Raw genomic sequence first — 21,302 nt, forward strand, 5'->3', positions numbered from 1 at the left:
GGTAAACAAATGACAAACGAATGATAAGCAAATGACAGACAATTACAAAAACTGCGCTTTCATTACCTTCAAAATCGGTTCTGGCATTGACCCCAGTAGTTTATAACCTGTTTCATAGATCAATTTCCCGCGCGTTGGGTTGTAGAACGCATTTCGATTTTTGCCGAGTTTTACCCCCTTGTTGAGTCTGTTGATGGCGATCCCCCAGGCAATGCGGTTAATAGCCCTCGTGTCTGGAATGTGCAGCACCCGGTATTTGGCACCCAACAGGTAGCCAGGCACGTATTTGAATTTATCCAGCCCAATGTCGCGCACGTATTCTTCCATCACCTCCACCGGGGGCAACTTGCCATAAAGCAGATTACGCATATCCTTGAACCGACCATAGCCCGCGAAGCCAATGCTGAATTCGGCGTACAGATCACGCGCCACCACCACCGATTGATGACGTAGCGAGTTCAGTAGTTCGCCAGATAATACGTAGCCAGCGGCCTGCAACTTGCGTTGCATGACTACAGTGGCTTCGGCGACAATGTTGCCGATCACGTCCGTAGCTACTTCTTTAAACTGTTCTTCTGAAAGTGTAACAGCGAATCCCATACTGCTTACAGATCAAGAAGTTGAACATACAATTTATCCATACTAGCCACGGTCAATGAACTGCCATTCGTTTTGGTGAACAAACCATGATATTCATAACCATCCGGATTGAAGACAAACGTTTTATCCAGGTACAAATCGCCGTTCCGAAACAAACGTAACCGAGCCGAAGCGCCAGCGGTGCCGGTGGTGAATAGTCGCCACTGGTCGGGGTTGAAATCAGTCGAAGGAAAGTTCAGGTCATTACTGCCCGTCGGATAGATGAACGAGCCGCCCTGTCCCTGCATCGTCCAGGCATTGCCCATGTAGGGAGCGCCACTGGTCTCGATACCTAACCGGCTGGGTGAATTGCCCCGGTAGTGCCAGTGATTAACGGGGACATTGTAGCTGTAGCCAGCCGGGTTAGCCAGGCACGAGCCGTATTGATTGGCATACGCCTGGGTGTCCATCACTTTCAGGGCCTGATCGATGCGACTCTGTAGCTGCGCTGCTGTTTCGGCTCCGTATATACCCGCAGGTATTGTTAATAGGGCGACAGTTGCATCCTGATCGGCACCACAGTTGTTTCGTTTATAGCTGCCCGCCTGCTGAACGGCACTGTTGACGAAGGGCGTTGTGGTGCAGGCCGACGACAGAACCGCTGGGGTGTAGCCTTCCGTACCGGCGACGTTGGCTTTGCTGCGGAGCGGTTTGACCAGGCTACCGTCGTCAGCGTAGCGCAGCTCCAGCTTGGCCGCACCCAGGTAGCCGGTGCGTAGCCCGTTACTGTCGATCAGACAGAAGGGGTTGGTCGGGAGCCAGCGCGTAGGCCGGGCGGGTGCGGTAGGTGGACTGGGCAAATTGGAGTAAGCGACCTCGTTTTTGGCGTACCGAAACGTCAGCACCCGCCCGGCCAGATCTTCATCGTCCGATCGCAGGGCCAGTACCGTATCTGCCGAGTCGGGTAGAGAAAGGGCCACAAACCCTTCCTGCGTGACGACGAACAGATCCTCGCTCAGAACCAACTCGGTCAGATAATCGAGCTGATCCCCATCCCGCAGACCCGTGGCGACCGTTAGGGTACGCTCGGCGATCCGGTTCTTTTTAAACAGTTCGGCAGTGGTCGGCAGATACGAAGGATCGAGCGCGCGCTGTCCATCCGTGCCTGATACGGCTAGGGTGCGAGAGGTCTGCCCCGTACAGCGTAGGGTATCATACCCACCCAGCGAGTTGCGAAACAGCAAATACACAACATTGGCGTCAAAATCCCGATTGACATAGTAGGTCCGCACTTCGCTGAGTCGCTGGTTAGACTCGTTCGCCATCCAGACCGAATACGCATGCACGACTCTGCCGGTAGCGGCTTCGCGCTCGGGCAGACCCAGCGCCACAAAGCCGACGGGAATTCCATAGACCACATACTGGCTGACCGTGGTCATGCGCTGTGCCGTAATCGTTTCTGTACTGGCATCATCATAAACGATATCGATGCGCAGACGCAACTCAGCCGGTTTGGGGGTGAAGTTGACCAGGTAGTACAAAAATTCGGGCTGCACCGTATCGACCCATTTCTCACTGGGCTGCCAGGTGAGAAACTGACGCGATTGCGCCAGAAACGTCGTAAAGAACTGATCACGCCAGCCGGCGAACTGCTCGACCGACAGGGCACCTTTAATGGCATATTCGAGGGCCAGCGTTTTGTCGGTACCGGCGACGGGTACACCATCCTGTTCCACCCAGGTCCGCGTCAGGTAAGGGGTAATCATATCCCCGCAGGTGACAATCCCCGTTTGCCCGACTACCGGTGCGGTTGATCGTAAAAAGTCGTCGATGAATACGCCCACATCAAAGCTCGCTCCGGGATAGATGGTAGCGCCCAGTTCCGTGCGCGGGGGAAACTCCCGGCCCGGCAGGGTAATCAGCTCATCGTAGTCGCCTGAACCATACGTTTTGGGCTTTTTGAGCGTCAGGTAGTAGGCCAGACCAGCCCGGTTTGGCGAGTCGGCTACGGCGTCGATGGTGTAGGCCATCGGGTTGCGGGAAAATCGAAGGGGCAAAAAAGTAAGCGGGGCAAGTGCGTCCATTTACGAATACAAAAGATGGTTGGCAGAAATCTTGACGTCAATATCTAGGTAGTGGCCTTCCAGATTGACGTTGGCCAGCATGCCGATCGGGAAAATGCGCTCAGACGGTTCGATGGTAAATTCGTAGGCAGAAACGCCCGGCTCTACGGTATCCGCGCTGGCATCAGCCTGTAGCTGGATGGTTCCCAGCATCGACAGCAGCACTTTCATGGTCCTGTCGCGGGTTTGCAGGCCGGCGCGGGCGCTGGTGTCTTCGGGCTTCTCGGCTACGGTGAGCGAACAGAAGAACGTTAGTTGCTCTAATCCCGAATGATTATTTTTTCGGTGCATTTCGGCCACCTGAAAAAAGGCAGTCGTACCCCCATAATTGTCGTTGTAGTAGGCACTTATTTCGTCCACGGCTTTCTCGGCGTTTGATAACGGCAGGAAAACGGCAATGCCCTCGGTACCGGTGGCGATCTGTTCAAAGAAAGCCGTTAGGCTCAGTAGGTCGGTGATCATGACGGTTGTTGTTTTTTGGCGTTTTCTTCGGCATCCTGCGCATCGAGCAGATCATCGAGCATACTGGCAAACAGCAAGTGGGCGGGGGTTTGACACACCTTATCGAAATCGCCAAAGTGAGATTCCTTCGCTACGTTTTTCAGCAGCATGACCCAACCCCGACCATCGCCGTAGCGCGGTTGCCGATCGGAGCCGAACAACTCCCCGTACTGCTCCAGAAACTGGTTATTCATCCGCTCAAAATAATCCAGTACAACCAGCTTCAGGCTGACATCGAGGCTAGCCAGGTCTTTGGCTCTGGCCACCATGCGGGACTCGTTGAAGGGTTCGCGCACGTCGCCATTCCAGTTATTCGATTTCTGAAACTTCCGCCAGTCTGCGCGACGTGGCCGGCATAGGGTAGCAATCAGCTGGTCGAGGGCTTCGGGGGTCGGTTCTTGTGGATTGGCAAAGTTCAGGTAGGCCATGTTGGCGAAGCTTAACTCGACCGCAGTCGTATCGGCAAACCCATCTGCCGGCAGATGGAAATTCACCGCACGGCGGCCCGGCCCTTTGTGAACAAATGAGCTAACTGGGGGCTTGCCTTCGGGCTTGGTCGTAAACAGCCAGCCGAACTGACTACGCAGTTGACCCCACTGCCAGTGGGCGAGTTGCAGGTTAGCCCACACTTTAGGACTCATGCCCAGCCAGGCCCGGCAGGCAGCTGCTTCATTGTCGAGCGTTTCAAACGAACCGTCCGCTTTCAGGCGGGGGCACATAATCAATTCTTTATATTGATCAGGCGTCAACTCTGACCAGTTTTCAGCGACCCGGTAGGTCTTGCTACCAAACTCAATTGTTTTCATGACGGTGTTTATCTAGGCCAAGTTCTTTACGCATTTCGTCGCGGTTCTCCAACCGGTGTACCCGGCGATCTACATCATCGATCTTCTTCAGCCGTTCTTGGACATACTGCCAAGCAAAAGCGGCCAGGCCGAACGAAACGACCTGGCCGGCTAGGGTGGTAATGATGTTGGTTACAGTCGGGGTCATCAGGTCAGTGCTTTGAGCGTTTGAAAAGCCAAAGCTAGTTTGCCCCGATACGCCGGGTTAGGACAAAACCGGCGACAGATATGGTCAACGTATGCCTGTCTGGATTGCAGATTATACTTGGCGATAACCTGTTTTTCATAGGCTCCATAATCCGCCAGTGAGCTGGACTTGCGCCGATACAGACAATAGCCAGTAGGGGATAGGCTCTCGTAGAAACCGCGCCCGTTCTTCTTCATGCCGAATAGGTTATGACCTTCACTGGGTCGATACCAGTAACCCGTTTCAACCGCACTAATGGCGAACGCCACGTCAGGATAAACATAACCCTGACGGCTGATCAGCTGCCAGTAGTTCAGATGAGTTTCAGTTTCACGACCACGTACAACACGGCGGCTCCCCGAACCAGCCAGTTCTCCAGTCGAGCCGAGCGCAGTTTCTTCCGCGTGTCGTCCAGTTGGGATTGGACAGTCGTGACCCGGTTCTTTTCCTGCTGATGGCCTTCGTTGAGTTGTTTGATCGTTCGTCCCTGACTCGTCAGCGCCTGCCGTTGCTGAGCTAGTAGGGTGTCCTGAGACTGTACTTTTCCGATCAGCATGATCAACTCGGCTTTGTCCCTGAGCACCTGACGCGCTCCGGCTTCGGTGAGTCGAATCGGCTTGGGGTCGAGCCGCTTTAGGGAGTCCGTTGTACATCCGGTCGATTTCGTGCTGTAAAGCATCGCCAGACAGAGAATCAATCTGGCGGAAACGCGCCAGGCGTTTTTTATCCAATTTGCGTAACCGTTCTTCATGGGCCTGCTCCTGTAAATACAGATTTAGATTTAGTTTGCCCTGCCCTTCCAGCGTTTTGTAATACGTGGTCGAGTCGAGCGCCCATACTTTGGGCTGGTTAAACTGCTTATTGATCAGATGGACATTCAGCAGGCCCATCAGGATCTGTGCTATAATGGCTAAGCCCATCAACCACAGCGGGACTTGTAGACGTTTGTTCATTACACTTCGGGGATTAGGCGCACAATGTGACGCACGTAGTTTTTAGGGCGGGGAATGTTGACGTAGACGCCCTGTATGGAGTTGCCAGCAGTCGTATTGCCACCAACGGCATAGAACACCCGAATACGGGGATCGAGCGGCCAGTTGGTCACAAACTCGACGTGGCTCCAGGTGCGGTAGGTGACTACATCGCCCGGTATGGCATGAGAGCCAGCGGGTAGGTGCAGTTTCTTCATCGCATTGTAGGCCGCCACCGCTGCCAGATTCGACCCTTTGGGCGTCTGAATGGCGCATTGTTTCAACACCCAGCCCACAAAGGCACCGCACCAGGGCTTGGCACTGGCGGCCACACGTTCCGGATGCGGCCAGCCAATAGCTTTGAAATAAGCGTCAATCTGCGGGTGGTCATTGCGGTTCGACTTCTCCTTCACGTGGGCCTGTGAACTGGCCGTTTCCAGCACACAGACCCGTTTTTGATGGAGGCTGTCTACGCCGGGCGTCGCTACGCGTACAGTGCCTGGTAGAAACTGGCAAACAGCTGCATGAACGTGTAGAACAAGCCCAGCAAGAAGAGCAATACGGCCCAGGCGGGCGATTCGTTGATTAAGGATTCCAGCGATCGCTCGGAATCGATTCGATTGTGCCATATACGATAGAATTGAGGGAATGCAACACGGATGAAAAAGACACTGACCAGGAACGTTAGAAAGGTCAGCGTGAAGGAGAGCAGGGCGCGAACCGGTGCATTCGCCATCATGGATTGACCCATTGCGTTGTTGGGGTCGGCAGAAAGCGGAGCACCAAGCCAGTAAGTCAGCACCACAAAGCCCAGAAACAGACCCACAATGATTTGAATGGCCTTATTGGTCGATAGCGGTTTTAAGGGAGTCAGTACTTTTGAGGCTTCCGGAGCGGGTTCATTTAGGTTCAGCTCTGCCCCTAACTGGGTCGCTTCCGCTTCGGCTTCTTTGGCCCGACGCAGGAAGTCTTTCGCTTTCACGGCGTCGGGATTGGTACGTGCCATTTCACGCCAATCAGCGGCATCTTCCAACAACACAGAGCGTTTGTTGAGCTTGTCCTGACGTACGGCTTCATTGGCTTTTCGCTGCCGTTCGGCCAGATCCGCTTTGCGTTGGGCAATGCCTTCTTCGACGGCCGCTAGTTCGGCTTCCTCGTTGGCTACTTCCTGTACCAGCTGGTCGGCACTATCCAGCTCATTATCATCGGGTTTAGTGACCCGAAAGGTGTTTTGTTTGGGTTGCTCGCGGGCTACCATAGTGGTTGGTTTATCGTTTTTTTTCATGGAGGGAGGTGGTTAACGCAGGCGAAAAACGCCCTGGTATTGTGAATTGTCGGGAAGCTCGTTGGGGCCTTTGGCGGTGTAGCGATCGCTGTTTTTATATAGCGGATACTGATTCGCGTTCTCGGTCAGGTAGGTTTTTAGGGCACTCAGCGCGCTGGATGCGTCAGCATCAGCGTTGCGCTGAGCTTCGAGCAAGACCTTTGTATCGACCGCCTTCTGGTTATAAATGCCATCAAAATCAGAGAGAATGCGCAGACCGCCACCCGCCGTTTGCTGTACGTTCAGATGGTATAGGGCTTTGGCATAGGCGACGGAAGCGGTAGCCTGACCAACTGCTTCCATCAGGCGAATGTCGGTGGGTTGCAACGGGGTTGTGCCGACACGCTTGGCTTTCAGATCGTCGTACTGCTCCGAGCCGAGCAGGGGCTTGATGCTGGTTTTTTCGGCCTGATGCAGATACGGAACCAGCGATACAAACAGACGGTAACTGCCCGCCACTTGAGGCAAGTGCTCTGTCAATTCGGTTGCTGAAAAGATAAAGAGGGCACTCGACCGCTTGTAGGCGTCAGAAGTTAGCCAGGTTGGGTACTGTTTCCGGTTCTGGTACAGATAGATTAATGCCTGCTCCAGTGCTTTAGCCGCATTGTCAGCCGTTTCCCGTAGCCGTTTATCCAACACACCCATACGCACCGGTTCGGATTTGTCGGTTTTTTGCTCCTGCAAGCCGTTATCCCCATCATTGCCCAATGAATAGGGCAGGTACTTGAGATAGGTGTAAAAGGCCAGGGCGCGTTGGAGCCGGGTCACCAGTTCTTTGTTGGCCGGACTAAGCGTAGCCGACGCATTCGCCAGCAGCGTATTCAGTTCCGCTAGTAATTCGGGACCAATGGCCGTACGGATAAACTCATCTTCGGCCAGATGGATAAAGGGCTGAATAAAGGCCAGCGTTGTCGCCTGACTGATCGACCGGCCTAAATGCAGTTTCAACCCGTCGATGGTATTGATGATCATTTGCCCGTCTGTTTAGCGGTTTTTGTGTCGGGATCGGCAGTGGTACCCGATGAGGTGGTTTTCTTGCTGGAGCCTGACTTTTCGTTGTCAAGCGTTTCGAGCAGGATGTTTTTGAAGCCAAAAAACACGTCGCCGGGTAGGCCCAATTCGCGTTTGATGACGCGGTTCCAGTAGCTCTGGATGACCTGACGCTCGCGGGGGGTGCGGTAGAACTGCTGGTATTCGGCAGAAACGCGCAGTTCGGAACCCGATCCACCCAGCACCTTCCCGTCGGATACGCCCGCCAGTCCGGAAAGAATGCCGGACGCATTGGCGAAGGCCGTAACGGCAATGTTGTAGAGTTCCGAATACTCTTTGCCCGTTAGCGTAGTGGGTATGTTCTCGAACTCAATGTATGGCACCATTTTACCATCGACGCCCATAGCGCACTCGTCGAAGATCACTCGCCGTTTACCCTCTTTATTGAACAGAATCTCATCAACCTGCTTATAAAATTTGTCGCGAAACTTGTCCTTCGTCTCGTCGGTGTCCCCGCCAAACTTGTCGATGTAAGCTTCGGCCACCCGGCAAATTTTATTGGCGTTGTACTCGGTATCGAGTCCCGAATTATGAAAGCCGGGAATCCGGTTCGCCAAGCGAATCCATTCCTGAGCCGCCCACCAGATAGCAAAACCATAGTAGAACTGGCCTGACTGCTGCCGTTTCAACTGGTAGATGGTTTCGGGGGCAGTCTTAGTCCGTTCGTTATAAGCCGGGAGAACCACTACATTTTTTGGGTTACTCCAGTCGGGAGCCAGTAGCCATTTATCGACCTTCGCACCCGTTGCCATTACCGCCCGAACCGTCAGGCTGTCACGAGTCGAGAGAATTAGCTGACTCCCTTCCCGGCTGTGGTTCATAAAGACATTACCCGTCTCCACGAGGTAGGTCATCTGCCCGTTGGCGAGTTCTTCCAGGTCATTCAACTCGTCAAATGCCTTGGTTTTAGCGTCGCTGTAGGGCGTCATGACCAGGTCTTTCCCGTCCATGCTGTGCTTGAACCAGCCGCATCCGGAACCGAATAGAAAGTCTGCACGCGTCTGGACCAGGTTCATCACGTCGCCATTGGAGCGATACAGGTCAATCATCTCGTTAGGCAGCTTATTATTGCTGCCCCACGGATAGTAATTGTATGAGGTATTGCCAACGCGAACGGTGCGTTTCTGCGTCCCCTTGACCGAATTGGTATCCTGATTGCCTTCTTTAAAGCTGACCGCAGCCGAAGGCTGGCCACTGGTCAAAAAAGCAGCTGTGCCGAGTTTAGAAACGTCCATTAGAAGCGGTGGTCAATCGTTTTGCCGTTGAAGGAAAGGAGCAAGGGAATGTGCAGCTCGAACTTGTGGCCGTTCTTGTCGACCAGGTGTAGCTTTCCGGCCTGCCGGTTCTCGTGCTTAATGCTGGTGAGGTCTTTCTTGGGACCAATCGTTTCACCCGCCCGGCGACAAACGCTGGTTTTCGTGCCAAACGAACCGTCTTGTTTGCGGTAGGTCAGATCGAAGTACGGACTGTGGCCAGAGGTGCCACTCGCCCGATATTCTGCTAAGACCTGAGAGAGATAAATGCCGAACATGCCCCGTTTTTTTGATACAATGTTCGGGTTTGGGGCACTGGCAGAGTAGGACGAAACTTTTTGCTGGGTGTTTTTCCGGTTTTTCCGGTCTAGTCGGATGGGTCTAAATTCACTACCAACGAGTTAAGCCGAAAACGGGGCACCTTTTTTCCGGTTCACTCAAGACTGATCGCCCACGCTATAGCGAAACTGGCGATCGCCAAAACGAAAAAAATGAATATATGCCGGCCACTTTTGGACGCGTGGGCTCGACAGCGCGGGCGAGTTGGCGCTGTCGAGAACGAGAAAACGAAATTGAAAGATTGGATGAAGCCGAACGGCTGTTCGCGGTCAGCGGATCACAATGCCGCCACTGCGGGTTGTGCCACCAACGGCGACATACTTGCTGAACTTCTTGAATAGGATATAGTCGAAGCAGTCAGACAAGTGTGTTGCGAACTCTTGCGGCAACGCTTTGTTGTGTTCTGACTTCTTGATCTTCTCATACGTTGTGCCATCGACGGGCGCTGACTGAAGGGAGATCAACAGGGCTTTGCAGGCTGACTCGTTGATACGAATCTTAGGCAAGCGAACATTGCTCTCTTGCAGTAAGGCATTGATCACACGATAGCGAACCGAATAAGGCGGATAAGACGCTTGAACCTTATCGACGATCGTCCAGCCTTTAGCCTTGAGGGTATCACTAAAAATACCAAAGTAGGTCTTGTTACGACCGGCATCCTTTTTATGGGCACCATTATCGCCAAAGACGTAGAGGACTTTCTTGCGGTGGCCTGAATACTTCTCACCAAAGTCAGTGGCTAATTTCTCCACTAAGCTCTCGGTAGCGGTCTTTACCCATAGGCTGTCAATGAAACGGTACTCCGAATGATGGTCCTGAGCCAAGAGCATAGAGGTGAACTCAGCGTTAAAGTCCAGGCTCGCTTCTACCGGTTTGTTCGGATCGTAATCCGTTCGCTCATCCACATAAAGACGCTTTACATCATCGAACTGATAGCCATAGGCCATCGCATAGGCGTGACGCGAGGCATCTAGGGCGTGGTAAAACCCATTGGGTATGCGCGTAACCCGGTGGTTTAGAATCTCCACGTTAAAGGTCAGCTCATCGCCACAGGCCTCGCGCTGATCCTCAATGAATGAGCCGGGTAGAAATTCCAGATTATCATAGGCGGTCGATTCCATGAAGAAGTACTTCTCCGGATTGATCTTCTGGAGTTCTTCCGTCTTATACACCCATTGGCCTTGCGGTAGCCAGGGCGCTGAGGTGAAATCAGCAATTAACCAGTGAAGGGGGTGGTTGAATCCCTTCCGCCCTGGACGTGTGTCTTTGTAGACATGCTTATTGGCGCGGACGGTGGGACGGAGTACCTTATTGTAAAAGTTCTCTTTGATCGTAGCTGATTCGTCAATATACAGCTGATCGAAGTTAGAACCCCGCGTGGTTTCTTCCCGATCGGCAGAGACGAACTGAACGGTGTAGCCATTGGCGAAAGCTAAACAGTTATCAAAGGTGCGGATGGGGTTAATGGCCGTGTACCAGTGATCAGGCGGACGTCGGTTAATAACGTAGTGCCCAAAACCGGTTTTCTGGTTGTACTCATGCAACCCATGTTCCTCCAGTACGGCACCGGCCTGCGACAAGATGATATCCTGTACCTGTCGATAGGTCAGGCCCGCCAGCCCAGCTTTAGCGCGCGGTAATTGGAAAGCCGATTCAGCAATCAAATGGCACAGTTCACGCGACTTGCCCGAGCCACGAGCGCCCTGGAACGTGGCCCGAAATCCACCCTGATAGCCTACCCCGTCTTTTTTAACGTCGGCCTGATTGGTGGTAATCCGTTGATGGAATTGCAGCTGCTTACCATTCAGCCGCACGATCGCTTCTTTACTGCTCATCGGTTTGGCCCTCTGCGGTGGTTAGGTTATTGATCGTGACGTTGTTCTGCACGTATTTAACCACCCGAGCAGGCATCATCTCATCGGGGCTGAGTGGCGACTGATCGTCGTATACCTTCGATAGCTTGGCGATTTCACGAGTGGCCGCAATGATGGCTTCGGCGTTTTTGTCCTTTACGGCTATCGACATGGCCACATACAAACTTTCAATAAGAATTTTGCGGGAGCCTTCACGGTCAATGTCTTCAACCTTGCCATAGAGCCGTGTCGATTCGGCCATTAGCTGGTAGGCCTGGGAATACTTCAGGGTGTATTCCTGCATCAGCATATTGACCACCTGCTGGGGTGAAAATAGCTTGCAACGCCAGCCAAAGCACTTGCGGTACTTTTCCAGCGTTTCTACCTCGCTCTTTTTGAGTTCGGTACGGTGCAACAAATGATCACGGAACTTGTCGAGTTTATCAACTGCCTGAGCGGCTTTAGTAATGCTATTGTCCATATAAAAAAAGCTACGCACAAGAGTAGTGAGTAGCTTTTTGGTATGCTAGGACTTAATTACTAGATTTAATTCAAAACATATATGTATGTCAATTTTAAGCGCAAACACCCTTTTTCACTTTACTGATAAGTTGAAATGGCTTATTAATATTTTTGATAAGGGATTCATTCCTAGGCTTAGCAAAGAGTTCTATGATGGTAATGGTGTCTTTGATAAAGATGAGCATGGATCTCTTGTTCCAATGGTTTGCTTCTGTGATTTGCCAGTGTCTCAACTTAGAAATCATATTAATACGTATGGCCAGTATGGAATTGGTTTAGAAAAAGATTGGGGTATACAGGAAGGATTAAACCCAGTGTTTTATATAACCAAAGACTCTGAGTTTGTGAATGACTATAATCGCATTGCTAAGGGACTTGATGATATTTTGATTCCCTTAATTAATCATTCTAATAACCAAGAGCTTAGAAATTCTATTATTCGTTTAAGTCAACAAATCGATATCGGAGCTAAGATTGACCTTTCCGAAATTGCACATAAAATATTCACTAAATCGTTGGCTTTTGGCACAATGCAGAAGTTTTACAAACCTTATTATGGTAAATTTATTAAAGTAGATAAAGTATACGAGAACTACTGTTATTACGATGAGAGAGAGTGGCGCTTTACACCGACGTTCAAAAATACAGATGATAAAACTGTGCCAGAGTATTTAGTGGAGGTTGCCATGATCAGTAAACCAAGAAATGTAGATAAAAATATATATAAAGAAAATATAACTAAGTTCTTATCAAAGTCAATTCAAGCTGGTGTAAGTAATGAAGAGCTAATTGAAAGATTCAACCCTCACATTTTTTCAGCAAGGGCAACAAAAGAGACTAGAGCGAAATTAAATGATGCATTAGCTATATCACCACGTTTTCATCTCTCATTTGCGTTAGAGAAAGTGAAGTATATAATTTTGAAGAATGAAACAGAAATAAACGATCTAATAGATGCTTTGAGAAGATTACATATTTTACAACCAGGAAAGTTTACAGATAGTGCAATAAACTTACTAGCAACTAAAATTATTACTTGTGAGCAAATAAAAGAGGATTTCTGAAAGCTAATTTATTTTCAAATACTTTATTGTGTAAATCAATTTGTATTCAATATAAGTTATACCTTTAATATTCCCTGTACAAATGCCAACTTTAAGTGCGAATTCACTGTTTCATTTCACAAAGAAAAAACATTTGTTGTCAATATTGATGGATGGAATTGCGCCAAGATATTGCTCCGAATTTGATAAAGATTATGATGAGATAAACCTGTCTATAAGTCCACCAATGATGTTTCCTATGGCTTGTTTTTGTGATATTCCTTTATCTCAGATAAGGAATCATATTGATATGTATGGTTCTTATGGGGTAGGACTATCGAAAGAATGGGGTAGGAGAAATGGCCTAAATCCAGTGTTCTATGTACAGAACAATTATACTTTGGTAGAATATATTAAGCCATTTGCTGACGTACTTTTATTTGAAGGCCTGCGTAATAGTATGGGAGTGCAGTATATAGGTGATTATCGACCTGAAAATGGTGAATTAATTAGTGAAGTATATAGTTCTATTTTGTCTTATATAAAACCATATAGCTCATTAAATTATCGTAAGCGAAAAAACTATTTATATTATAATGAGAGAGAGTGGAGGTATCTACCTTCGTTTGATGATGAAGATAAAAAGTATTCTATATTATATGGCATAATATCAAGCAAAGAGCTTAAGGAAAAAAATGATCTCTTAAAGAAGTATATTATAAATTTCCAGCAAAGAGACTTGAAATACATAATTATTAAAGAACAAAGGGAAGTAGATTGGTTAAGGAAATCTTTAGAAAAAGAGTTTAAAAAGAAATACAAAAATGATTATCAAGATATTGTAAATCATTTTATGACTTGTGTCATTACTAACAAGCAGATTAGAGAGGATTTTTAAACAATAAAATCCTCTCCACCGACAATGTTAATCGAATAAACCAGTCTCACTTGGATCGCTGATTGCTTTCATGGCGTTCAGTCGCATCTCTTTCTCACCGTCCACATAGCCCTGATTGTGTAATGCAGTGCCTTCGTCGAAGAAATGCGCCCAAGAGCGTTTTAACTGCCTACCCCGTTCATTATGCTTATCAAGCGCGAAATCGGGTATCTCCAGCTTTTGGAACGGATGGCGGAGCCAGTGCCAGATCAGTGTCCAGTCAACCATGCGACTTTTCTTACATCGACACATCAGCAAGACCGCATGCGTTAGAAACAATCGCTGGGGCTCGTTCTTATCCTCTTTCTTTTTGGCCTGTTCCTGATAGGAGCGATACAGCGCCCACATGTTGGCGGGCATCATCGGTTCAGCCAGCCCAACGTCTTCACTGCTCATGATCCGCAGGCGCTTCCAGACGTATTCGCCATAACCGCTATCGTAGAGTTCGACTGCCCAGTACATAGCCTGTTCCTCCAGGCCACGACGGATGCACTTCTGAAACGCACTACTACACTCAAAAAAGTCGTACCCCTTCTTCGTTCTTAAATCGTATTTACTCATTGCTCGATGATTATTTTACCTGACTCGACTGTTACCCGTACCGTCTGCCCGATGACAAATCCGGCCTTGCTCATCCACTGACCGCCCAGGTTCAGCGAGGGCATGAAAACCAGTTGACGGCTTATGTTTTTTCGGGCCATGTAGCCCATTTTTCGACTTTTCGCGTACATTTGCATCGTCTGATTAAGAGTTGAACATCCTGCGTTGGACATAGAAGCCCACAGGTCCCACTGTGGGCTTCGCTCGTTTAGAATAGGCTCACCTGAGCCACATTGATTTGTTTCTTGCGCATTCCGGAACGGATCGACATCCAGGCATCCCGGACGCACTCGCCAAAGAACAACCAGGTCTTCTTTTTCCAGAGCCGGTGCGCTTCCTTCATCACCAGCTTCAGCATATTCTTTTTCTTCGTCATTTTGGGGTTCTCAACCGATTGTGTTTTGCGGATGTACATTAGATGGGCAGGTCAAAGGTTAGATAGATACGCGTCGCCTGATAGCCAGGAAATTCGCTGGTAAAGAATTGGAGCGCCGTGGCTTCACAGGCGGCTTGGACGAGCACGCAGCCTTGTCCCCAGACTGCTTTTGGCTCATTGAAAAATACTTTGTACGTGAACATCATTTGCGTTGTAAATCAGTGTTTTAGAGTGGCTGACTACTCTGTAAAAGTCTCCCGACAGAACGGATATACAATTCGTCGATCTTTATAAATTTTGTTCATACGAGCCATTATTTTTTGGGCTCAAAACAGGCTCATTTGGCCGATTTTGGCGGCTTTTGCCATGCGGGGAGTAGGAGGGGACAGGGCCGGCTGAGTCTTCTTTTTCTCGGCGTATTCGGCCTTTTCGTTCTGCCATAAGTTCCAGCTGTGGCACTCTTCCTTGCCCGTCATCGGCTCGATGCTGGGACCACCACCTCTGTTTAAATAGCGGTTGATGTGGTAGCCAAATCGCCACTGGTCCGGTTGGAGCGAGTCCATGCAAACCGCCTGACCAACGCACCCATGAATACACATGTTGACAGCGGTCATCTTCGCACAGATCGGGTCCAGATCGGCACCAAACTGATAGTTGCCCGGTGCCTTCGCATGGAAAGCCAATAGCATCCTTCCGGAACCACTACACGGATCATTCACCAACTGGCCTTTACCGATCAGGCTTTCATCGGCTCCCTGAATAGCGGTCATAAAATCCACGACGCAGGGCGGGGTGAAGAACTGCCCCATGATCTGGCGTTTGCCCTGGCTGGCCAGCACTTCATAGTAGGTGCCGAGTGCGTCATACCAATCTCTGTCGCCAACGATCATTTGACTTTGAACCCTGACCCATTCCTGCGTCATACGGACGAACCAGTCCAGATCGCCGTGTCGTTTCTTCAACTCTTCATAAATGCCCTGACGGGTGGGCATGAATGATTCGGTCAGGAAGTCCACCCAATCGCGGAATGACTCGCTGTAATCCCATTTGTACTGGTGTTCAGAAAATAGCTTGTTGAGTGGCCGCAGTTCGTGCGGCACGTCTGTTGATTTCGGCATAGCTGTAAAAAAGAAAAGCCCCTCGGTCGAGGGGCTTAGAATGGAACGATAATTTCTTCGGGTTTCGATTCGTCGAGCAATCCGGTCAGACTCTCGGCGTATCGTTTACTGATCTTAAAGCCGAACAGATCAAGCCAGCGGGCTTCCAGTTCGTCTAATTGACGTTTATGAACCGTGCGATACTTGCCCGGCTTCCAGGTGCGCACGTATTCGACCAGATCATTCTCGGTCACTTCACCATTGTAATACTCGCTGATCTCCATTGCCTGGGTGCCCAGTGGGCTACCTTCCTTATCGAACCAGGCGTTCGACACGTCGCTGAGCCAGTTGGCATCGCCCCAGCGTTCAAAGTCTGTTTTGGGGAATGGGCGCAGGCAGTCATTGATTGCGCCTTCTTTACTGTAATCGCTCCGTTCTTCACTCAGCAGGTCTAAGTAGATTCTTGACAGCTCCAGTGGGTGTTCGCTGGTAGTGCGCAATAGATCGTCGGCCTCGTGGTCTTCAAAGAAGTCGGGAACGACGGTTAGGGGAATGAACTGCATCGCAAAGCGGAGCAGCTGCTGGTGCTTATGTGAGGTATCAATTTTCTGCCCTACGCTGGACGAAAAATTAGCATATTCGGCTTCGGTGGCACCTTCATTTTTTTGGAAATAACTGGCCTTGCTTGACATTGACTTACAGAGTGATTAAGTGTTGAACTCTGTAAAAATCTCCCAGCAAAACGGATTAACAATGCAGAAAAATTATTTATATTCCAAAAAGTTTTCGTATGATGGGGAGTAATATTCCGCTGATTAAAAAAGTGAATATGCCAAGTTTAAATCCATTTTCCCAGTTATCATATCTATGTTTGGATAAGCCAATATTTATTCCTGATTTTGGGACTAGCTTCGGTAAGAGAGAAGTTGAAACTATATAAGTAGTATAGAAAATTGTAAGACCAACGCCAACGGAAAATATAGCATCTGTAATACTATCAATAGGTTTGTGATTGAAATAAATTTTTATAAATTCACTGAACTTGTTTTCGATTGTCTTCTGTTCCAATATTCTACTAATACTCTTGTTATCATTAATACTCTTTAAATTATCCTTATATATAGTTTGAAATTGATTGAAAATTGTCCAAGCAATAACACCGATAGTATAACTAAATAGATCAACAACTATTTTTTCTTTAAACATCAAAAGAGGTTTATACATACCCGCTAGTTTTAGTGTATGTACAAATGGCGTTAATTCGTCAAAAACTAATTCATTCCAATCTGATGCTGGACTGTATACATCAATTCTCATTGAAGCTACATGATATTTGAACCATTGTGGTGATTCATTAAGGAGAGGTTTTTCTGTATTAAATTCAATTATAATCTCTGCATTACTTAAAAGCTCTTTTATAAATACATGCCACTTTAAAGTGACTTTTTCTGGATCTTTTTTGTCTCCAGCCCTATCAAGAAGTTCATTCAAATCGTCAAATGTTGTAGTAGATATATCCTGAAAACGCACTTCACCATTAAAAAAAATATCATTAGTAGAAATATCTTTAAACTTCATGAAAAGACTTTCTATTCTTTTGTTAATCTTTGTTATTTGACTGTCAGTTACTTGGAAAGCGAAAGGGAAGGTTTGTGACTTTCCCTTTTTATGGGATCTGCTCCAAATCCATTCATCTATATGTTTTAAAATATCACTCAGTGATTTACTGTCTTTATTATTTTCTTGCAAGTCTCGAGCTGATAAATCGATTTCTTTTCTATTTTGAGCCATGATTTCTTTAGTTAATTATCGTAAAAGACAGATTTACTAATCATTAATCTAAGTATTACTAAAATGGCAATTTTAAGGTTTTCTGGAAAGGGTGTCGCGGGTTCTTGCTCTTTTTGAGGGTTATCGCTTCCGACCCAAACACGCCTTGAAGGTACGCAAAATCCCGTTCTTCCGCAGCCAAACTACGATGTTCAGCCTGACCGCCCCGACCAATAAACGTATTGACCTGATTAAAGTAAAACCGCATATCCAGATAAGCCATGCGGTGTTTGTAGGCGTTTAGTGCCGATATCCAGTAATCGCAGTTACAGGTGATCTACGAGTTCTACCAGTGGTATTTAGTAGATTGTCGGCTTCGGGGCTTCAAAGAAGTCAGGGATGACAGTTAGGTGATGAACTGCATCGCAAAGCGTAGCAGCTGTTGGTGCTTGTGGGAGGTATCGATTTTCTGCCCTACGCTGGACGAAAAATTAGCGTATTCGGCTTCGGTGGCACCTTCATTTTTTTGGAAATAACTGGCCTTGCTTGACATTGACTTACAGAGTGATTAAGTGTTGAACTCTGTAAGTCAATGTCAAGCAAAACGGATTAACAACTCGTCAATCTTTATAAATTTTGTTCATACGAGCCATTATTTTAGCGATCAATTGCAGTTAATATAATCATACTGACGACTCTCAGTCCCATCCTTAGCTACACTACTTGTCAGTAAGCCTGCTGAGTTATAAGTTAGATTAAATAGGGTAATTTCTGGCGTTTCGTATTCGTTGTAGCGATGAGACTTTTTGATAATATTATTCGCATTTCTTTGAAAATCAGGTCGATTAAAAAGGCCAACATTAGGATGCCCCTTTGAAGGTATATTCAGTAAAAATGGGTTTTTCATGCTGTCATACTCGTATTCATATATATCAAATGAACTAGTAGTTGATCCCGATCCTATCCAAAGAATAATATTTCCTTTCTCGTCATAGGCAAACTTTTCAAAGAAGTCATCAGTACCATATCTTACAAAATGACCTGCCTTATCAAGTTTAACTGGCTCGATCTCCTGAGTGCTGTTTGGAGAAATTACTGTATATTTAGTTAGTACATCATTTGTAAAATAATAATTATAGGTGAAGGTCCGTCCATCTGAAAAATCTTTAAGAGTATATATGCTTAATTTACCTGCATTATCATATTTGTAATCGACACGGCTTGTCGCATAAACTTTTTGAGTTGCAGGAGAAGTGTAAGTTATGTCTCCGCCAACAACGCGACCATTACTGTCATACTGGTAAACAGTCTTGACTATACTCTGCTGTTTATAAGTTGTGCTATTACTGGCGTCATAGTATGAACTATTATTTTCAACTGTTTTTTTGATAACAAAGTCGTTTTGATCTAATTCGGAAGTGGATTTACTTTCACCAGTCCTACTGGATATTATACCAGTAGAACTAGTGACTGACGATGAGAAAGTATAATGAACCCCCGTGGCTATCCCTCGCTCATTATAACTGTATGTATACGCTTCTGTAGACCGACTATCATTCAGGTTGAGCCCTGGCTTTGATTTTCCCTGAAAAGTATATGAACTCAAAAGGCATGAACTCTTCGTTTCAGGGGTAGTCTCCGGCGATTTACAAAATATACATACTGTCGAGAGAACGAATAGAATGAGAAGCCGACGAAGTGCCATAAATAAATCAAAACCTAAAAAGGTAGTTTAAGGGTTTTCTGAAACGGGTGGCGCGGGTTTTTGCTCTTTTTGAGGGTTATCGCTTCCGACCCAAACACGCCCTGAAGGTAAGCAAAATCCCGTTCTTCCGCATCCAAACTACGATGTTCAGCCTGACCACCCCGACCAACAAATGTGTCGACCTGGTTGAAGTAAAACCGCATGTCCAGATAAGCCATGCGGTGTTTGTAGGCGTTTAGTGCCGATACCCAGTAATCGCAGTTACACGTGATCTGCGTGTCCCACCAGAGGCCAGAGCCGGCCAGCAATCCAAATGCACAGCCATTGACCCAACCGCTCAGCTGCACCGGCTTCATGGGGTTGTACGCCTTTGGGTTTGGGGTGTCGGCAAAACCGAATAGATAAATGTCCATCTGCCGGGTCACGTCAGCTGAGTGCTGAATCAGGTCATAGACTTCTTTCGGGTCCATTATGATCTGTTCGCCCCGATCGGTGTAAATGCGTCTGACAGCGCTTATATCGTCGTCGATCATGAACACGCTACCGAAATGCTTATAAATCCAGTTGCGCTTGGCCTGTAAGCCGACAACGCTATCTGGATGCGTTACTACTTCATCGGCAGGGTTGCACTTGCGATAGATATCGCCCTGGCTATCCGGAACGCAAATGACCGCATTCGAAACGACCTGTGTGGTGCGGATGCTGGTCCACCGCTTATGGCTGGGTATTACGATTTTGACGCTTTCCATAGCTCGATGAATTTAGCAGCTGAAATAACCCGCGTCATGCCCATAGTCTCGCTCTTGTACGACTTCTCTTTTTCGCACTGGAGCAGCTCCGCTAGGTGGTTGGCATCGATCTCATTGGTGGCCACGATCACAAACGCATCATATTTCTCCGAAAACTTAGCCACGATGGGCATTTCGGGTGTTTCCTCCTTACCGGTAGCCTGGGTGTGAAGTTCTTCCATCTCAGACAGGCTAATGCCAAAATCAGCCAGGTCAATGTCTTCAAAGTGATCGCGCAGAATCTCATCGACCCAATCGCCTTTGATCGCGTTCGAGGCAATGTTGTATTCCTTGAACTCCTGATCAGTCAATGGCCTGTTTGGAACGCGCACATCGATCAGATCATCACCACGTCCCAACTGTATCAACGCCTTACAGCGTTGGTGACCGGCGAGTAAAATGCCCGGTCCGCCGTCGCGGTCGAAGTTGATAACGGGAATCTCTACCAGCCCAAATTTTTCGAGTGATTCGCGGAGCTTCTTGCTCTGCTGGGCGGTCATCTTACGAGGGTTGTACTCATAAGGCAAAAGCTCAACAACCTTGCGTTGCTGAGTACTCCAGTCTAATTTGATCATGGCGCTAACCTAGTTTTACGTCAATGTCCTGAATCGCCAGATTAGTTTTCACCAACTCCATATCCCATTCAAAGCGTTTTTTCTCGCTGGCCTTCGGGTTCTCCAGCTTTTTTCTGAGCTTCGAGCGTCTGTCGATCAACTTCCGTTTTTCACACACCAACTCAAATTGCGTCGCATCGGTCAGGATGGGCGTTAGGGCAGGGGCCTGATCATCGCCGGGGGTTGGTTCTTCGGGTAAGCATCGGTTACGCTCCAAGTAGCGTTTCTTATCCCAAATCGCTTCGATCTGCGCTTTAAGCTCAAGGATTGGTTTAACCAGTTCAGGGCAGGGAGCCGAGGGCGGGACCAGGTGAAGGCCATTACTTAAGCCGGCCATCTTTTTGTTCAGAAAGTCAGCTTCTTTACTCAGATCGGCTTGCAGACTATTGTACTCGTCGCCCTCGATACGTCTACCGGTGGGCACTGGTTCGCCTACAGGTCTGACTACAGGCTGGGCCAATCCAGGCCGGACCTGCGGCTTAATGATAGGGGTAAAGTTCACCTGCTCTTGCAGATCGGCTAGCCGGCGTCGGGCCTGATCCAATTCTTCCTGCGTACAACGCTTGGCCCCTAGTAGCTTTTCGAGCGACCGAACGGTTGACTGTTGCTGGCTGATCTGTGTCTGGAGATTCATTGACACAAAAAAACCGGCAGTTAGCCGGTTATAGTAGGACATTAAAAACATAGATATATGCTACTTTCAATGTCATTAGAAACTTACCTGATCTTTAACTTTTTAAAGAGCAGGTATATAACTAAACTTATGTTATTGAAATAAAATCCTTTACAAGCTTCAAAGGAATACACTTACCTTCTGAAAATAAT

General features: G+C 48.1%; 29 protein-coding genes. 2 read left to right on the forward strand and 27 right to left on the reverse strand.

From position 1 onward, the window contains the following. Positions 1–42: 42 nt before the first annotated feature. The 14 genes from GK091_RS09215 to GK091_RS09280 form a co-directional block, all read right to left on the reverse strand. Complete coding sequence (locus tag GK091_RS09215; protein ID WP_164036594.1) at positions 43–600, reverse strand: hypothetical protein; 558 nt, start codon at positions 598–600, stop codon at positions 43–45. Between the two features lie 5 nt (positions 601–605). Next, complete coding sequence (locus GK091_RS09220; RefSeq protein WP_164036597.1) at positions 606–2,663, reverse strand: DUF5977 domain-containing protein; 2,058 nt, start codon at positions 2,661–2,663, stop codon at positions 606–608. Beyond that, the gene (locus GK091_RS09225) at positions 2,664–3,164 is read right to left on the reverse strand and encodes a hypothetical protein (RefSeq protein ID WP_164036598.1); all 501 of its coding nucleotides are present in this window, start codon (positions 3,162–3,164) and stop codon (positions 2,664–2,666) included. Then, the gene (locus tag GK091_RS09230; RefSeq protein WP_164036600.1) at positions 3,161–4,009 is read right to left on the reverse strand and encodes a hypothetical protein; all 849 of its coding nucleotides are present in this window, start codon (positions 4,007–4,009) and stop codon (positions 3,161–3,163) included. The genes GK091_RS09225 and GK091_RS09230 overlap by 4 nt, the downstream gene beginning before the upstream one ends. Next, positions 3,996–4,196 carry a hypothetical protein gene (locus tag GK091_RS09235; protein WP_164036603.1) on the reverse strand — a complete coding sequence of 67 codons (201 nt, stop codon included), beginning with the start codon at positions 4,194–4,196 and terminating at the stop codon, positions 3,996–3,998. The genes GK091_RS09230 and GK091_RS09235 overlap by 14 nt, the downstream gene beginning before the upstream one ends. Next, a complete protein-coding gene (locus GK091_RS09240) occupies positions 4,196–4,504 on the reverse strand; it encodes a glucosaminidase domain-containing protein (protein ID WP_164036605.1) in 309 nt (102 codons plus the stop codon). Before GK091_RS09240 ends, GK091_RS09235 begins: the two co-directional genes overlap by 1 nt. A gap of 44 nt (positions 4,505–4,548) precedes the next feature. Further along, entirely contained in the window at positions 4,549–4,986 is a 438-nt protein-coding gene (locus tag GK091_RS09245) for a hypothetical protein (protein ID WP_164036607.1), read from the reverse strand. Between the two features lie 201 nt (positions 4,987–5,187). Next, positions 5,188–5,649, reverse strand: coding sequence for a C40 family peptidase (locus GK091_RS09250; protein ID WP_164036609.1), 462 nt, complete (start codon positions 5,647–5,649; stop codon positions 5,188–5,190). A 41-nt stretch (positions 5,650–5,690) separates the two neighbouring features. Continuing rightward, a complete protein-coding gene (locus tag GK091_RS09255) occupies positions 5,691–6,491 on the reverse strand; it encodes a hypothetical protein (RefSeq protein ID WP_164036611.1) in 801 nt (266 codons plus the stop codon). Between the two features lie 12 nt (positions 6,492–6,503). After that, positions 6,504–7,502 carry a DUF6712 family protein gene (locus GK091_RS09260; RefSeq protein ID WP_164036613.1) on the reverse strand — a complete coding sequence of 333 codons (999 nt, stop codon included), beginning with the start codon at positions 7,500–7,502 and terminating at the stop codon, positions 6,504–6,506. Further along, on the reverse strand, positions 7,499–8,815 hold the full coding sequence (locus tag GK091_RS09265; protein WP_164036615.1) for a hypothetical protein: 1,317 nt from the start codon (positions 8,813–8,815) through the stop codon (positions 7,499–7,501). Before GK091_RS09265 ends, GK091_RS09260 begins: the two co-directional genes overlap by 4 nt. Next, the gene (locus tag GK091_RS09270; protein WP_164036616.1) at positions 8,815–9,111 is read right to left on the reverse strand and encodes a hypothetical protein; all 297 of its coding nucleotides are present in this window, start codon (positions 9,109–9,111) and stop codon (positions 8,815–8,817) included. Before GK091_RS09270 ends, GK091_RS09265 begins: the two co-directional genes overlap by 1 nt. Positions 9,112–9,441: 330 nt before the next feature. Further along, complete coding sequence (locus GK091_RS09275; protein ID WP_164036618.1) at positions 9,442–11,007, reverse strand: terminase large subunit domain-containing protein; 1,566 nt, start codon at positions 11,005–11,007, stop codon at positions 9,442–9,444. After that, positions 10,997–11,506 carry a hypothetical protein gene (locus GK091_RS09280; RefSeq protein ID WP_164036620.1) on the reverse strand — a complete coding sequence of 170 codons (510 nt, stop codon included), beginning with the start codon at positions 11,504–11,506 and terminating at the stop codon, positions 10,997–10,999. Before GK091_RS09280 ends, GK091_RS09275 begins: the two co-directional genes overlap by 11 nt. A gap of 85 nt (positions 11,507–11,591) precedes the next feature. Between GK091_RS09280 and GK091_RS09285 the strand changes: the two genes are divergently transcribed. Both GK091_RS09285 and GK091_RS09290 read left to right on the forward strand, forming a co-directional pair. After that, positions 11,592–12,611, forward strand: coding sequence for an abortive infection system antitoxin AbiGi family protein (locus GK091_RS09285; RefSeq protein ID WP_164036622.1), 1,020 nt, complete (start codon positions 11,592–11,594; stop codon positions 12,609–12,611). A gap of 148 nt (positions 12,612–12,759) precedes the next feature. Then, positions 12,760–13,488 (forward strand): abortive infection system antitoxin AbiGi family protein, encoded by a 729-nt coding sequence (locus GK091_RS09290; RefSeq protein ID WP_164036624.1) that lies wholly within the window; start codon positions 12,760–12,762, stop codon positions 13,486–13,488. A 27-nt stretch (positions 13,489–13,515) separates the two neighbouring features. Here GK091_RS09290 and GK091_RS09295 read toward each other — a convergent pair whose 3' ends face one another. From GK091_RS09295 to GK091_RS09355, 13 genes are all read right to left on the reverse strand, one after another. Continuing rightward, a complete protein-coding gene (locus GK091_RS09295) occupies positions 13,516–14,088 on the reverse strand; it encodes an AAA family ATPase (RefSeq protein ID WP_164036626.1) in 573 nt (190 codons plus the stop codon). Beyond that, complete coding sequence (locus tag GK091_RS09300; protein WP_164036628.1) at positions 14,085–14,258, reverse strand: SymE family type I addiction module toxin; 174 nt, start codon at positions 14,256–14,258, stop codon at positions 14,085–14,087. The genes GK091_RS09295 and GK091_RS09300 overlap by 4 nt, the downstream gene beginning before the upstream one ends. A gap of 77 nt (positions 14,259–14,335) precedes the next feature. Further along, entirely contained in the window at positions 14,336–14,542 is a 207-nt protein-coding gene (locus tag GK091_RS09305) for a hypothetical protein (protein WP_164036630.1), read from the reverse strand. Continuing rightward, complete coding sequence (locus GK091_RS09310; protein WP_164036632.1) at positions 14,542–14,709, reverse strand: hypothetical protein; 168 nt, start codon at positions 14,707–14,709, stop codon at positions 14,542–14,544. Before GK091_RS09310 ends, GK091_RS09305 begins: the two co-directional genes overlap by 1 nt. Positions 14,710–14,829: 120 nt before the next feature. Next, positions 14,830–15,621 carry an N-6 DNA methylase gene (locus GK091_RS09315; protein WP_164036634.1) on the reverse strand — a complete coding sequence of 264 codons (792 nt, stop codon included), beginning with the start codon at positions 15,619–15,621 and terminating at the stop codon, positions 14,830–14,832. Between the two features lie 35 nt (positions 15,622–15,656). Further along, positions 15,657–16,292 carry a hypothetical protein gene (locus GK091_RS09320; RefSeq protein WP_164036636.1) on the reverse strand — a complete coding sequence of 212 codons (636 nt, stop codon included), beginning with the start codon at positions 16,290–16,292 and terminating at the stop codon, positions 15,657–15,659. Between the two features lie 76 nt (positions 16,293–16,368). Then, positions 16,369–17,391 (reverse strand): hypothetical protein, encoded by a 1,023-nt coding sequence (locus GK091_RS09325; RefSeq protein WP_164036638.1) that lies wholly within the window; start codon positions 17,389–17,391, stop codon positions 16,369–16,371. Positions 17,392–17,449: 58 nt separating this feature from the next. Next, a complete protein-coding gene (locus tag GK091_RS09330; RefSeq protein WP_164036639.1) occupies positions 17,450–17,653 on the reverse strand; it encodes a hypothetical protein in 204 nt (67 codons plus the stop codon). A gap of 123 nt (positions 17,654–17,776) precedes the next feature. Beyond that, the gene (locus GK091_RS09335) at positions 17,777–17,923 is read right to left on the reverse strand and encodes a hypothetical protein (RefSeq protein WP_164036641.1); all 147 of its coding nucleotides are present in this window, start codon (positions 17,921–17,923) and stop codon (positions 17,777–17,779) included. Between the two features lie 111 nt (positions 17,924–18,034). After that, positions 18,035–18,976, reverse strand: coding sequence for a hypothetical protein (locus tag GK091_RS09340; RefSeq protein ID WP_164036643.1), 942 nt, complete (start codon positions 18,974–18,976; stop codon positions 18,035–18,037). 113 nt (positions 18,977–19,089) lie between these two features. After that, on the reverse strand, positions 19,090–19,824 hold the full coding sequence (locus tag GK091_RS09345; protein ID WP_164036646.1) for a GREB1-related protein: 735 nt from the start codon (positions 19,822–19,824) through the stop codon (positions 19,090–19,092). Continuing rightward, positions 19,803–20,438 (reverse strand): ParB N-terminal domain-containing protein, encoded by a 636-nt coding sequence (locus GK091_RS09350; protein WP_164036647.1) that lies wholly within the window; start codon positions 20,436–20,438, stop codon positions 19,803–19,805. Before GK091_RS09350 ends, GK091_RS09345 begins: the two co-directional genes overlap by 22 nt. A gap of 4 nt (positions 20,439–20,442) precedes the next feature. Beyond that, a complete protein-coding gene (locus GK091_RS09355; protein WP_164036649.1) occupies positions 20,443–21,111 on the reverse strand; it encodes a hypothetical protein in 669 nt (222 codons plus the stop codon). Between the last annotated feature and the right edge of the window lie 191 nt (positions 21,112–21,302).

The sequence above is a fragment of the Spirosoma agri genome, assembly GCF_010747415.1.
Classification (GTDB): Bacteria; Bacteroidota; Bacteroidia; order Cytophagales; family Spirosomataceae; genus Spirosoma; species Spirosoma agri.

Excerpts from the sequence above, each read along its gene's own strand:
- GK091_RS09260 (WP_164036613.1), bottom strand. The coding sequence starts at position 7,502 with ATGATCATCAATACCATCGACGGGTTGAAACTGCATTTAGGCCGGTCG.
- GK091_RS09310 (WP_164036632.1), bottom strand. The coding sequence starts at position 14,709 with ATGATGTTCACGTACAAAGTATTTTTCAATGAGCCAAAAGCAGTCTGG.
- GK091_RS09280 (WP_164036620.1), bottom strand. The coding sequence starts at position 11,506 with ATGGACAATAGCATTACTAAAGCCGCTCAGGCAGTTGATAAACTCGAC.
- GK091_RS09220 (WP_164036597.1), bottom strand. The coding sequence starts at position 2,663 with ATGGACGCACTTGCCCCGCTTACTTTTTTGCCCCTTCGATTTTCCCGC.
- GK091_RS09290 (WP_164036624.1), top strand. The coding sequence starts at position 12,760 with ATGGATGGAATTGCGCCAAGATATTGCTCCGAATTTGATAAAGATTAT.
- GK091_RS09285 (WP_164036622.1), top strand. The coding sequence starts at position 11,592 with ATGTCAATTTTAAGCGCAAACACCCTTTTTCACTTTACTGATAAGTTG.
- GK091_RS09275 (WP_164036618.1), bottom strand. The coding sequence starts at position 11,007 with ATGAGCAGTAAAGAAGCGATCGTGCGGCTGAATGGTAAGCAGCTGCAA.
- GK091_RS09320 (WP_164036636.1), bottom strand. The coding sequence starts at position 16,292 with ATGTCAAGCAAGGCCAGTTATTTCCAAAAAAATGAAGGTGCCACCGAA.
- GK091_RS09330 (WP_164036639.1), bottom strand. The coding sequence starts at position 17,653 with ATGGCTTATCTGGATATGCGGTTTTACTTTAATCAGGTCAATACGTTT.
- GK091_RS09305 (WP_164036630.1), bottom strand. The coding sequence starts at position 14,542 with ATGTACATCCGCAAAACACAATCGGTTGAGAACCCCAAAATGACGAAG.
- GK091_RS09230 (WP_164036600.1), bottom strand. The coding sequence starts at position 4,009 with ATGAAAACAATTGAGTTTGGTAGCAAGACCTACCGGGTCGCTGAAAAC.
- GK091_RS09235 (WP_164036603.1), bottom strand. The coding sequence starts at position 4,196 with ATGACCCCGACTGTAACCAACATCATTACCACCCTAGCCGGCCAGGTC.
- GK091_RS09215 (WP_164036594.1), bottom strand. The coding sequence starts at position 600 with ATGGGATTCGCTGTTACACTTTCAGAAGAACAGTTTAAAGAAGTAGCT.
- GK091_RS09355 (WP_164036649.1), bottom strand. The coding sequence starts at position 21,111 with ATGAATCTCCAGACACAGATCAGCCAGCAACAGTCAACCGTTCGGTCG.
- GK091_RS09225 (WP_164036598.1), bottom strand. The coding sequence starts at position 3,164 with ATGATCACCGACCTACTGAGCCTAACGGCTTTCTTTGAACAGATCGCC.
- GK091_RS09345 (WP_164036646.1), bottom strand. The coding sequence starts at position 19,824 with ATGGAAAGCGTCAAAATCGTAATACCCAGCCATAAGCGGTGGACCAGC.
- GK091_RS09255 (WP_164036611.1), bottom strand. The coding sequence starts at position 6,491 with ATGAAAAAAAACGATAAACCAACCACTATGGTAGCCCGCGAGCAACCC.
- GK091_RS09300 (WP_164036628.1), bottom strand. The coding sequence starts at position 14,258 with ATGTACGCGAAAAGTCGAAAAATGGGCTACATGGCCCGAAAAAACATA.
- GK091_RS09265 (WP_164036615.1), bottom strand. The coding sequence starts at position 8,815 with ATGGACGTTTCTAAACTCGGCACAGCTGCTTTTTTGACCAGTGGCCAG.
- GK091_RS09245 (WP_164036607.1), bottom strand. The coding sequence starts at position 4,986 with ATGAAGAACGGTTACGCAAATTGGATAAAAAACGCCTGGCGCGTTTCC.
- GK091_RS09295 (WP_164036626.1), bottom strand. The coding sequence starts at position 14,088 with ATGAGTAAATACGATTTAAGAACGAAGAAGGGGTACGACTTTTTTGAG.
- GK091_RS09350 (WP_164036647.1), bottom strand. The coding sequence starts at position 20,438 with ATGATCAAATTAGACTGGAGTACTCAGCAACGCAAGGTTGTTGAGCTT.
- GK091_RS09325 (WP_164036638.1), bottom strand. The coding sequence starts at position 17,391 with ATGGCTCAAAATAGAAAAGAAATCGATTTATCAGCTCGAGACTTGCAA.
- GK091_RS09270 (WP_164036616.1), bottom strand. The coding sequence starts at position 9,111 with ATGTTCGGCATTTATCTCTCTCAGGTCTTAGCAGAATATCGGGCGAGT.
- GK091_RS09335 (WP_164036641.1), bottom strand. The coding sequence starts at position 17,923 with ATGTCAAGCAAGGCCAGTTATTTCCAAAAAAATGAAGGTGCCACCGAA.
- GK091_RS09315 (WP_164036634.1), bottom strand. The coding sequence starts at position 15,621 with ATGCCGAAATCAACAGACGTGCCGCACGAACTGCGGCCACTCAACAAG.